This is a genomic window from Rhodopseudomonas sp. BR0M22, from assembly GCF_010907035.1.
In the GTDB taxonomy this organism is placed as follows: Bacteria; Pseudomonadota; Alphaproteobacteria; order Rhizobiales; family Xanthobacteraceae; genus Rhodopseudomonas.
On the sequence record NZ_QUMK01000011.1, the window covers coordinates 72,998 to 84,405 of the forward strand.

At 66.0% G+C, this 11,408-nt stretch carries 13 protein-coding genes and 1 tRNA gene; 9 read left to right on the forward strand and 5 right to left on the reverse strand.

The features are described from left to right. Positions 1-146 precede the first annotated feature (146 nt). Positions 147-314, forward strand: coding sequence for a hypothetical protein (locus DY468_RS24595; RefSeq protein ID WP_205512014.1), 168 nt, complete (start codon positions 147-149; stop codon positions 312-314). Positions 315-770: 456 nt separating this feature from the next. Then, positions 771-1,475: an SDR family oxidoreductase gene (locus DY468_RS05495; RefSeq protein WP_164603143.1), complete on the forward strand. Its 705-nt coding sequence runs from the start codon at positions 771-773 to the stop codon at positions 1,473-1,475. Between the two features lie 346 nt (positions 1,476-1,821). Here DY468_RS05495 and DY468_RS05500 read toward each other — a convergent pair whose 3' ends face one another. After that, positions 1,822-5,370, reverse strand: coding sequence for a class I SAM-dependent DNA methyltransferase (locus tag DY468_RS05500; protein WP_164603145.1), 3,549 nt, complete (start codon positions 5,368-5,370; stop codon positions 1,822-1,824). A gap of 75 nt (positions 5,371-5,445) precedes the next feature. Beyond that, on the reverse strand, positions 5,446-6,270 hold the full coding sequence (locus DY468_RS05505) for an NAD kinase (RefSeq protein ID WP_205512016.1): 825 nt from the start codon (positions 6,268-6,270) through the stop codon (positions 5,446-5,448). Between the two features lie 301 nt (positions 6,271-6,571). Between DY468_RS05505 and DY468_RS05510 the strand changes: the two genes are divergently transcribed. The 5 genes from DY468_RS05510 to DY468_RS05525 all read left to right on the forward strand — a co-directional run bounded on the left by DY468_RS05510 (position 6,572) and on the right by DY468_RS05525 (position 8,887). Continuing rightward, on the forward strand, positions 6,572-6,880 hold the full coding sequence (locus DY468_RS05510) for a His-rich protein BRANT (RefSeq protein WP_164603147.1): 309 nt from the start codon (positions 6,572-6,574) through the stop codon (positions 6,878-6,880). A gap of 94 nt (positions 6,881-6,974) precedes the next feature. Next, entirely contained in the window at positions 6,975-7,394 is a 420-nt protein-coding gene (locus DY468_RS05515) for a hypothetical protein (RefSeq protein WP_164603149.1), read from the forward strand. A 201-nt stretch (positions 7,395-7,595) separates the two neighbouring features. Beyond that, positions 7,596-8,309 carry an outer membrane protein gene (locus DY468_RS05520; RefSeq protein ID WP_205512019.1) on the forward strand — a complete coding sequence of 238 codons (714 nt, stop codon included), beginning with the start codon at positions 7,596-7,598 and terminating at the stop codon, positions 8,307-8,309. 173 nt (positions 8,310-8,482) lie between these two features. Next, positions 8,483-8,608, forward strand: a complete 126-nt coding sequence (locus DY468_RS24895; RefSeq protein ID WP_283808751.1) for a hypothetical protein — start codon at positions 8,483-8,485, stop codon at positions 8,606-8,608. Positions 8,609-8,773: 165 nt separating this feature from the next. After that, a complete protein-coding gene (locus DY468_RS05525; RefSeq protein WP_164603152.1) occupies positions 8,774-8,887 on the forward strand; it encodes a sodium:solute symporter in 114 nt (37 codons plus the stop codon). 10 nt (positions 8,888-8,897) lie between these two features. Here DY468_RS05525 and DY468_RS05530 read toward each other — a convergent pair whose 3' ends face one another. Continuing rightward, positions 8,898-9,104, reverse strand: a complete 207-nt coding sequence (locus tag DY468_RS05530) for a hypothetical protein (protein WP_164603155.1) — start codon at positions 9,102-9,104, stop codon at positions 8,898-8,900. 172 nt (positions 9,105-9,276) lie between these two features. After that, positions 9,277-9,351 (reverse strand) — tRNA-Thr (locus DY468_RS05535). A 212-nt stretch (positions 9,352-9,563) separates the two neighbouring features. On the opposite strand from DY468_RS05535, the gene DY468_RS05540 reads away from it, so the two are divergent. Continuing rightward, the gene (locus DY468_RS05540; protein WP_164603157.1) at positions 9,564-10,037 is read left to right on the forward strand and encodes a hypothetical protein; all 474 of its coding nucleotides are present in this window, start codon (positions 9,564-9,566) and stop codon (positions 10,035-10,037) included. Between the two features lie 72 nt (positions 10,038-10,109). Next, on the forward strand, positions 10,110-10,613 hold the full coding sequence (locus DY468_RS05545; RefSeq protein WP_164603159.1) for a hypothetical protein: 504 nt from the start codon (positions 10,110-10,112) through the stop codon (positions 10,611-10,613). Positions 10,614-10,635: 22 nt separating this feature from the next. On the opposite strand, the gene rlmB is transcribed toward DY468_RS05545, so the two are convergent. Beyond that, the coding region (gene rlmB, locus DY468_RS05550) for a 23S rRNA (guanosine(2251)-2'-O)-methyltransferase RlmB (RefSeq protein WP_164603161.1) at positions 10,636-11,408 on the reverse strand (773 nt) is incomplete at its 5' end.

Genomic DNA, 11,408 nt, shown 5'->3' on the forward strand with positions numbered 1-11,408 from the left:
GACAGACGCCGGCATGCGCGGGCGGGTTGTCGCCGGTCATTTCTGGTTATGACTCCGGCGCCTAGCATCGTGTATCGTTCGCACAGCGATGCGGCCGGCCCGCCGTCCCGGCGTCGGCCGCGCGCCAATCGAGGAGAGGAACGACCATGGGTGACGACGTCGTCGCGTTCGCAGTGTTCACGCTGATCTGCAGCGCCTTCCTCGCCGGGCTGATGCTCACCTACACCCGCCGCATCAACCGCCTCCGCAACACCGTCTCGGCCCTCACCGAACTCGTCCCGCAACCGGTCCCGGTGCGCAGCAAGAAGAGCTGAGCGCTCAGGCCTCTCCCCACGAGTCAGTCCGGGGCGCGCGTGAAACGCGCGAACCCGGAATCTCGGGCGATGAAATCTGCGTTCGCCGGCAGATCAATTGATCGGCCGCAGCCTTCGCCCCGAGTCGTCCCCGCGCAGGCGGGGACCCATACCCCCTGGCTTTGCAGGTGAGGGAAGGTGGCCGCCGCAAGACTTCAATCGAGAGGCTGCGACGTAGGGGCCCCGCCTGCGCGGCGACGACAAGCGAATAGGTTGCCGCTGTGGCCGTTGAGGCGCGGCCATCCACGACGACGGGATCGCTGTGCGACCCGCTGCGCCCCGCGAAGCTCGCCCCGTTCTTCTCTGATTGCCTCGTGATCCTGCGCCGCGCCGCGAAGCGGTTCGCGCGCTCCGCCGTTGCTGCTATCACGCACGGGGCAGGCCGGTGCCGGCCCGCAGCAGCAGACGGAGGCAAGCATGGCAGTCGACAAAGTAGCCCTGATCACCGCGGGCGGCAGCGGCATGGGCGCCGCGGCGGTGCGCCGGCTCGCCGCGGACGGTTTTCACGTTGCGGTGCTGTCGTCGTCCGGCAAGGGCGAGGCTCTGGCGCGCGAGCTCGGCGGCCTCGGCGTCACCGGGTCGAACCAGTCGAACGACGATTTGAAGCGCCTGGTCGATCGGGCGATGGCGCAGTGGGGCCGCATCGACGTGCTGGTCAACAGCGCCGGCCACGGCCCGCGCGCGCCGCTCCTCGAGATCACCGACGAGCAGTGGCATCAGGGCCTCGACGTCTATTTCCTCAACGTCGTCCGCGCGACCCGGCTGGTGGCGCCGATCATGCAGCAGCAGAAGGCCGGCGCCATCATCAACATCTCGACCGCCTGGGCGTTCGAACCGAGCGCGATGTTTCCGACCTCGGCGGTGGCGCGGGCGGGGCTCGCCGCCTACACCAAGATCTTCGCCGACCAATACGCCGCCGACAACGTCCGGATGAACAACGTGCTGCCGGGCTGGATCGACAGCCTGCCGGCCACCGAGCAGCGCCGCGACACCGTGCCGATGAAGCGCTACGGCACCAGCGCCGAAATCGCCGCCACCATTGCCTTCCTCGCCTCCGACGGCGCCGCCTACATCACCGGGCAGAACATCCGCGTGGACGGCGGCCTGACGCGGGCGGTGTGAGGGCGGTCAACAGGAGAGGCGCAACCGTCCAAGGACGGCAACAGAAGTCGCACCGCGACGCCTCTCCCCAAGTCATTCCGGGGCGCGAGCAACGCTCGCGAACCCGGAATCTCTGGCGATGAAGTTTGCGTTCACCGGCAGATCAATCGTTCGGCCGCAGCCTCCGCCCCGTGTCGTCCCCGCGCAGGCGGGGACCCATACCCCCTGGCTTCGCAGGTGAGGGAAGGCGTCTGCCGCTGGACTTCTCAATCGGGATGCTGCGGCGTCCCCGCCTGCGCGGGGACGACAGGTTGATAGGTCGTAGCTGTGGTCATTGAGACCCGGCCGTTCAGTTCGGACGGGAGAGCTATGCGACCTTACGCAACGCGAAGCTGATGCCATCGGTCGTGCTGACGTAACCGAGCCGCGCCAGCGAGGCGAGCACGTCGGAGACCTTCTTCTCGGTCGTCTTTGTGCGTTTGAAATGCGCTGCAAGGCCCTTGGCGTCGAGCGGGGCGGCGGCCGCGGCGAGGGCTGCAAACACAGCTGCGGTCTGCTCCACCGCGCCGGCCGGGAACGACGGCTTTTGTTTGGTCTCGCCGAGATCGAGCGCAGCCGCGATCTGCGCGCCTTCTTCTTTCGCCGCCTGCTGGTCGACGCCCTTGGCGAACCGCGGAATCTGATAGTCCGGCCGCAGCCAGCGCACCAACCCGCGCTTCTCCTCGGCGGCGCGCTCCTTGTTCAACGCGACCAGCCGCGCCAGAATCTCGTCGTCCGACAGATCCGCCGGCCAGCCGTAAGCCTCCGCCACCGCGACATCGAGCCGGTCGTGCAGCTCCTTGAGGATCAGCACGAGGCCATCGTCGAAAATGCGCTGCTCGTCCGGCGTCAGCACATGGCTCTCCACGCTCTGGTGGCACACCCCCATCTCTTCGTTATGGCCGGGCTCGTCCCGGCCATCCACGCTTTTCCTGGCTCTGCGGCCGGAAGGCGTTGATCCCCGGGACGAGCCCGGGGATGACGGCTGGGTATTCGGCACGGCTCCCGCCTTCACGCGCTCCAGCACGTTGTAAAGTCCGGTCAGCGTCAGAAGCGGATGCTCCGTCAGCACGCGCTTGCGATGCGCGTCGAGCTCCTCGGCGATCACCCGAATGGTCTGCTTCTGAATCGGATTGGCGTCGGGGAAGGGAAAGGGATCGAAGCACTTCGATTTGACATAGACGGGATCGTTGCCAACGCCCAGCCATCCACCTGATCTCAACGACCAAACAACGTGAATTCGCGAGGAGAGGAGACCTAGAACGGCGGCCTCTGCAGAAGCTACTACGATCAGCTTGTTGTCGGGCATAATGTCTCTTCTGAGAAACTGAAATGTCCGATGTCTCGACGTTTCGATGGTCGCAATGTATCGTTCAAGGTCGGCGAGGGCCGGGCGCAAGTCTTTGCGAGGTTCGCCGAACGTCCACCAATTTAAGCGATAGCTTTCGCGGTTGTTATTTTCTCGTTCCGCCTTCACTGTAGACGCGATGTGTTGGTACACTTCCGGATATTTTTGCCGGACCTCTTCGCAACTTAACCCGAACAGATCGATCACCATTGATCCTCGAGATCTTGCTGCTAGATCGCGACCATTTCGGTAGTCTTTCAGGTGTTGATCCAAGCCGGGCCGTCGTCCCAATCCAAGACGTTCAGCCTCCGCTCTCGTCACGACAAACCCCGAGCCGTGAAGCTTTACTCCGGGTGAGCAGATGCCTGCGTTGGCCGCAAGCACGGTGGCTACCGTAACGTCAATACCCACCGTAAGGTCAGAATTGATTGTTCCTACAACGGGCGCTAGCGAAATTTCAGGTGCATCTGTGTCGAGTTTCGCCTCTCGGGTTACTTCTTGTAGAATTCCTTCATTCACGCCCGCAACACTAACCGTCATCGCGATCCGCACTGCCGCTGCATCGGGCGTCGCCTTGGTCCACGGGTGATCCGGGATCGCCATGATCAGCGAAATGGGCTTCTTCGCCTTGAGGTGCTTTTCCATCACCCGGCGCTGAAACACCTGTGAAATCGAATTGGTCGTGACCAATCCGAAGCGCCGCAGCACGGTGCCCTTGCGCGTCAGCAGTTCAGCGGCCCGGTCCCACCAATACATCACGAAGTCGGCGGACTCGTTCATGTGCGGATGCGCCGCCCACAGCGCTTCAGCGTATGGCACGCGCGAGCGAATGTCTTTGCCGCCAATGAACGGCGGATTCCCCGCGATAAACTCCGCCGCTGGCCATTCCGGCCGGCGCGGGTTCGGGTAGGTCTCTTGGCCGTCCACGATCTTGGGCAGCGGAGCGCCGTCCCAGTCAAGCACAGCATTTTTGACCTTGATGTTCTTGAAGGCACGCAGGATCGGTTCGTCGGGCGGCGCGCCCTTGGTGCGGAAGTGCCATTGCAAGTAACCGATCCAAAGCACCAGCTCGGCGATCGCTGCGGCGCGCGGATTGATCTCCAAGCCGAGAAACTGGTGCGGATCGACGCTGTGCGAGCCGAGCCCGCGCAGCGCTTCCTGGCCGCCGAGGTCGAGCAGGGCTTCCAGCACTTCGCCTTCGAGCCGCTTCATCAGTTCGAGCGAGACGTAGAGGAAGTTGCCGGTGCCGCAGGCCGGGTCGAGTACGCGCGTTTGGCACAGCCGGTCGTGAAACGCCTGCACCGCGGCGGCCGCCGCGGGCAGATCACCGGCGCCGCGTAGTGTTTCGGCGGTGGCCTGGACGTTGCGCCAGTCCTCGCGCAAGGGCTCGATGATGGTGGCGATCACCAGCCGCTCCACATAGGCGCGCGGCGTGTAGTGCGCGCCCAACTTCTTGCGCTCGCCGGAATCGAGTGCCTGCTCCAAGAGAGTGCCGAAGATCGAGGGATCGACGTCGTTCCAATTGTACTCGGCAGCCTGCCGCAGCTTGCCGATTTCCTCGCGGCCGAGCGGCAGCGCGGCCCGGTTCTTGAAGAACTCGCCGTTGAAGCGCTTGACCTTGGTCTTGAGCGCGTGCGCCCACTGCCCGGTGTCCATCGCTTCCCAAAGCTGGCCGACGTCGTGGACGAAGGCTTCGGGATTGTCCTCGCAGTCTTCGAGAAGCGTCTTGAAGGATTTTTCCGGAAGCAGGCCGACGTCCTCGGCAAACATCGTGAACAGGCAGCGCATCAGGAACATCGCGACGTCGTCGGCCGGATAGTTCTGCTTCTCCAGGGCGAGCGAAACCCGTGCAAGCTGCTTGGCGATGTCGCGCGTAACCTTCGCCGATTGCTGCGTTGGGTCGAGCGCCTGCGGTTCGAGCCAGATCTGGCGCAGCCGCTCGCGCACCGCGTCGTCGCGCAGATCTTCCAGATAGATGCGGAAGCTCTGACGATCCGGAAATTGCGTGTAGTTTTTGCCCTGTCCGCTGAAGTCGGCGTAGACCTCGATGCAGTGGCCGACGTCGCACACCAGGATGAAGGGCGGCCAGCCGTGCGAAGCGGGTAGGGCGCGGGCGTATTCCTCGGCCTGCCGCTTGGCATTGAGCATCAACACGTCCCAGGCGCGATCCGCACCGCGACGGCCGCGGGTGCCCTCGATCTTGTCGGCGCCGAACAGATCGCTCTGGTTCTTGATTTCCTTGGTCTGCCCCTGCCAGCGACTCTGCTTGGCTTCGAGCACGAAGCTGTTCTTTTTGTAGAGATCGATCCGGCCGTAAAAGGACGATTCGGCGGCGGCCTTCTTCACCGCGCGTTCGAACACATAGTCGTTGTGCTCATGCGTTGCGTCTGCCGGGTCCGGCTTAGGCAGTCCCAGCAGCGCGATCAATTCGGTGAGAAACGAGACGTAGTTCGCGCGCTCCTGCCCGCCCTCACGGCCTTGCCAACGCGCGATGAAATCCTCGACAGACGTAACGCTTGTATTCCCCATGAATGCAACTTAGCGGGGCCAAGCGGGTCCGTCCACGACAGCGTGGAAACGAAAGCGCTACGCCCCGTCGCTCCCTCAATACCCAAACTGCTCGCTCAAGATCCGCTCTTCCAGGCTGTGCCCCGGATCGAACAGCATCCGCATCGCGATGGTCTTGTCGGAGATCACTTCGACGCGGCGGACGTCGCGGGCTTCGTCGTGGTCGGCGACGGCGGCGACCGGGCGCTTGTCGACTTCGAGCACCTCGATCACCACGAAGGCACTGTCGGGCAACAGCGCGCCGCGCCAGCGCCGCGGGCGAAACGGCGAGATCGGGGTCAGTGCCAACAGGTGCGCGTTGATCGGCAGGATCGGGCCCTGCGCCGACAGATTGTAGGCGGTCGAGCCCGCCGGGGTCGCCACCAGGATGCCGTCGGCGACCAGCTCGTGCATCCGCTCGCGCTCGTCGATGATGATGCGCAGCCGCGCCGCCTGATGGGTCTGGCGAAACAGCGAGACTTCGTTGATGGCGTGATGGATGTGGACCTCGCCGTAGATGTCGGTGGCGCGCATCAACAGCGGATGGATCACGGTCTCGCGTGCGGCGGCGAGGCGGGTGCGCAGATCGACCGTCGAATACTCGTTCATCAGAAAGCCGACGGTGCCGCGATGCATGCCGTAGATCGGTTTGCCGCTGCGCATCTGCTGGTGAAGCGTCTGCAGCATCAGGCCGTCGCCGCCGAGCGCGACCACGATGTCGGCGTCCTCCGGCTCGGCGTTGCCGTAAAGCTGCACCAGCTGCGCCAGCGCGGCCTGCGCCTCGGCGCTGGTCGAGGCGACGAAGGCGATGCGGTCGGTCGCGATGCGCGGCGATGCGGGGCGGGACGAAGGGGTGCGGTCTTGCCGCGCGGAGTTGCTCATCGAAGGCGGCCTCTGACGGCGGCGGACGGCGCGGTGCGGGCCGCCTGTCACCGTGGTCGGTCTATACGAGGTGTCCCGGCGTTGTCGAGCCGGGGAGGGCCCGCGCCGGCCGCGCTGGCGCGCCGGCGCAGCATCAGCGTGCATGACCAATAATTCATGCTGATGAACGGAAGCCGACGGCGGCCGTCAGGTGCGGTTCAGTGCCGCAGTTCTAGGGTCGGCACCGTGATCGAGCACCCGGCCACTCCGGCCCCGCGCTCCGATCAAGCGAATTTCGACCCGACCTTCGAGGAGATTTGCCATGATCAAGACCGTGTCCGCTGCGCTCGTTGCCGTTTCGATGCTGGCCGCCCCGGCGTTCGCCGCTTCCGCCGACAAGACCCCGGCTGCGCCGGCCACCACCCAGACCGCGCCGGCCGGCAACACCGCCCAGGCCGCGCCGATGCAGAAGCAGGCCGGCAAGCATGTGCAGCGCCAAGTCGGCAAGCATCATGTCGGCAAGCATCATGCGTCCAAGCATCGCGCCAAGCACCAGGCGATGCAGGCGCCGGCGGCCAAGCAGCATCTGTCGAAGGCGTCGATCCGCCACATCACTCCGAAGCGCGGCTGATCGCCTCCGCGCATCGATGCCCGCCGTGCCGCGTTTCCCCCCGCGGCGCGGCGGGCAATTGATTTCGTCGCCCGGCGCGCTATTGCATCAGGTCATGCGCCGTCCTGCGATCCCGTTGCCGACCTCACTGCTGCCGCTTCGTGTCGTGCTGATGCTGCCGCTCGCGGCGGCCCTCGGCGCCTGTGCGATCGGTGGCTCGGCCTCGTTCGACAGCGATCCGCCGCAGCCGTTTCCGCAGAATTATCGCAGCGAGATCCCGGCCTTCCTGCGCACCTATCTGAATCAGCCGGCTGGCCTGCGCGATGCCGCGATGGCCGAGCCGGTGCAGCGCCCGGTCGACGGCCGGACGCGCTGGGTGTCGTGCCTGCGCTTCACCCCGCGCGGCGGCGCCCCGCAGAGCATCGCGATCGTCCATGTCGACGGCCGGCTCGACCGGGTCGCGCCACAGGACGGCGAGCTGTGCACCGGTGTCGTTTATGCGCCGTTTCCCGAGCTGGAAAAATTGTCGCGCTGATCCCGACCGGATCGCAATCCGCGCGACTAACCTGATGCGAGCCTCTGCTGTGAACTTGGGCACGGCCGGGTTCCCGAGTGTTGCGGCTTCGTCACAGTCCTGCTGAATGATTGCTACGCCGTCGCCACCGGGCAACCAAACGATTGCCATGCTGTTTTGAGCACATCGGAACGCATCGAAAGAGGGACGACGATGAAGACGATGAAGAACACTCTGCTCGGCGCAGCGGCGGTGATCGCGCTTTCCGCTCCCGCCTTCGCGGCCGACCTGCCGCCGCGGCCCTACACCAAGGCGGCGCCCGCCTATACGGCGCCGGAGGTGGTGTACAACTGGACCGGCTTCTATGTCGGCGGCCATGTCGGCGGCGCCTGGGCTGGTGACAACAACATCACCGGCAATTCCGGCCGCTTCTTCGGCGGTGTCCAGGGCGGCGCGGACTATCAGTTCGCCACCAACTGGGTGATCGGTATCGAGGCCCAGTACAGCTGGCTGTCGTCCAACAACACCGGCGTGATCTTCCCCGGCGGCAGCACCGCGACCGAAGACACCCGCGGCCTCGGCTCGGTCACCGGCCGGCTCGGCTACGCCTGGGGGCCGACGCTGGTCTACGCCAAGGGCGGTTACGCCTGGCGCGACAGCGACCTCAGCGTCGCCTCGCTCGGCGGCGTGCCGTCCGGCTACACCACCAGCGGCAGCCGCAACGACGGCTACACCGTCGGCGCCGGCCTCGAATATCTGTTCGCGCCGAACTGGTCGGCCAAGGTCGAGTACCAGTACTACAAGTTCGGCGACACCACCTTCACCGGCGGTCCGGCCGACGTGGTCGGGACTTCGTTCCGTAACGACGAGCACACCGTCAAGGCCGGTATCAACTACCGCTTCGGTTGGGGCGGACCTTCGGTCGCCAAATACTGATCGGCGCCCAACTCCGTCGCACATATTTACGCTTCAAGGCCGGCAGTTGTGCCGGCCTTTTTGCGTGCGCGCGTAAGGGGTTAACGAGCCGGGAATCGAAGGTTAACGAGGGTTAAATCCGGCAAAAAATATCGCTTGGGACTCTGGCACTAGAATCACCCGATGGTCCGGCCATGACACCGGGTTCCAACATGACGACGATCCTGAAGACCCGCATCGACAGCGCTCCGGTCGGCCTGACCCTGGCTCTGTTGGTGGCCTGCGCGGTCAATCTCACCGTCCTGATGCGGTGGCTGTGAGCGCTGCAATGCCGGCCGCCGCCGCGGTTGACCGGCATCAAGGCCGGGGCGTGACGTGCGGCCGATAATCGCGTGAGTTGCGGTGCCGTGGATGCGGCGCCGCGGGTCGCGGGGCATTTGTCATCTCGAGAGCCGCCGCGACCGTCCCGGCGGAGGACTGACCCGATGAGCGAGAGCGACGTTCTGGTGGTGGCTGCGGCCGGCCTGTCGACCGTGGTGATTTGGCTCTGCGTCGTGATCCAGGGGCGGATTTCCGCCGCGCTGGCGTCGCGGCACTGATCCGGCGCGATCAGGCGGCCGGCGAGCCTTCGACCACAATCCACGGCAGCTTGGAATCGGCGGCGACGTTGTAGACATCGACCCGTCCGCAGCGGCGGCACTCGTAGGTGCGGTGTTCGCTGCCACCGGGCGCGGGCGAATTGCGCGTCAGGTTCGCAACCGCCCCACACGCACCACAGGAGTGGAAAAAGTAGTCCCGGTACTGAAACGATCGCATCTCGACGGCCCCGTAAAAGGTAACATGATCTTTTTGGCGCCAATGCCAATGCGTGATTTGATGAAAATCAAACCGGACGAAAGTTCTTCGGCGTGATTGAGAGTTAGGCCGGTCTGCCGGCCCCCCGGCGAGGCATCGATGGCGCAGCCGGAAAGGTGTTCTCGGGAAGGCATGGTGCCGGCGGAGAGGATCGAACTCCCGACCTTCGGTTTACAAAACCGCTGCACTACCGCTGTGCTACGCCGGCATCGGGCAGACAGCTAGCAGCGCCGGTGCGGCTCGACAAGGCCGCAGCATCGCTTTCCGGTGGCGCGGGAGGGGCGATCGAAAGCCGGCGTTAACGACGTTGCGGCGGAACGCAGCGAGCGGACCCGAAACCGCGCTCGCGCGTTAGGCTTACCGGCTGCTCGCGGCCGTGCCTTAACCCATCTGCCAGGCTTTTCCCTTACCGTTTGCCGCATGTCCGATCCTTTCACCTTTCGGCGCCTGGCCCCGGCGCTGGCGCTGCTGACCCTGACTGCGGCCCCGGCTTTGGCCGAGAGCGGCGGGCGGGCGATCGTGATTCCCGGCCGGCCCGGCGTGCCGATCATCATCAACGGACGCGATGCGTCCTATGCGATGATCGAGGGCGATTGGGGGCTGGAGCGCGGCACCCACGTTCAACCGACGATCTATGGCAGCCGGCGGGTGGTGTATCCGGAGGTCGGCCACTATTACCCCGGCTCGAACCGGCTGCCGGGCTACGGCCGCCTCGAGATCGAGCCGCCGCCGGACCGCAAGCTGCCGAAGCCGGCCGAGAGCTTCCATCAATCCTGGGAAGTGGAATCGCGGCCCCCGCAGCCGGCGCCGCCGACACCGATGATCGAGCCCCAGGTGCTGATCGCCCCGCCGTTCGACGAGGCGCCGCGGCCCGGCCCGCGCCCATACCGGTGATCACGGCGGTGCCCTCGATCCCGATCTCGACCGACACACGATCCCGACGACGACATCGAACAGGAGCGTAGTATGCGTAACATGATTTCCGGATTGGTCGCGGCGGTGGCCGTGGTGACCGCGAGCGCCGCGCCGGCGCTGGCCTGCGGGGGAGGGCTGTTCGGCGGCGGCTGCGGGACGTGCGGCCCGGTGGTCAGCCCCTGCGGCGATGGCTACGCCACGTTTGAAACCGGCTACGGCTATGGCTATGGCACCGCGGCGTTCGAACGCCTGCCGGACCCGACACGCTATTATTACGTCAACCAGGGCCCGGCCTATACCGGCCCCGGTCAGTTCGCGCCGCGCCCCTATTACGACGAGCGCGCCGTCTCGGTGTATCGCACCGGCACCGCCTATACCGGCGGCGCCTATGCCCACGCCATGACCCATCAGGTGATCGGCGAGCCGTCCTGGGGCCCGGTGATGGTGCGCTATCACGGCCGCCACCACGCCCGCTCCTGGGCGCACCGTCACCCGCATGCCGGCTGGCACCGCGGGCATCGCCCCCATGGGCCGATGCATCATCCGCGCTATTGATCGGCGTGTTGCGGTTTCGGCGTTAGCGGCGGCCCATCAGGCCGAGGCGGCTGGCGCCGATGTACAGCGCCAGCGCGGCGGCGTTGGAGACGTTGAGGCTCTTGATCTCGCCCGGCATGTCGAGCCGGGCCACGGTGTGGCAGGTCTGCCGGGTCAGCTGCCGCAGCCCCTTGCCCTCCGCCCCGAGCACCAGCACCAGCGGCTGGCGCAATTCCACAGCGGCAAGGTCGTCGTCGCCCTCGCTGTCGAGACCGACGGTGAGGAAGCCGCGCTCGTTCAACTCGGTCAGCGCCCGGGCGAGGTTCTGCACCAGCACCAGCGGCACCAGCTCCAGCGCACCGGAGGCGGATTTGGCGAGCACGCCGGTGGCTTCCGGGCTGTGCCGGGCGGTGGTGACGATCGCCTGCACGGCGAACGCGGCCGCCGAACGCAGGATCGCCCCGACATTGTGCGGATCGGTGATCTGGTCGAGCACCAGAACGATGCCGTGCTGGGGCAGGGTGTCGATTCGCGGCGTCTCCAGCGCATCGGCCTCGGCCAGCATGCCCTGATGCACCGCGTCCGGCCCGAGCCGGCGGTCGATCTCTGACGGCCGGACGATTTCCGGCGCGATTCGGGTGTCGATGTTCTCCTCGGCCAGCCTGCGGGCGGCGTTCTCGGTCAGCCACAGCTTCCGAAATTTGCGCCGCGGATTGGCCAGCGCCGCCGTCACAGTGTGCCAGCCGTACAGGATCACGGGGCCGTCGCCGTCGCGTTCGCGGGCTTCGCGGCGGAACCCGGGGGGGCGGGGTTTGC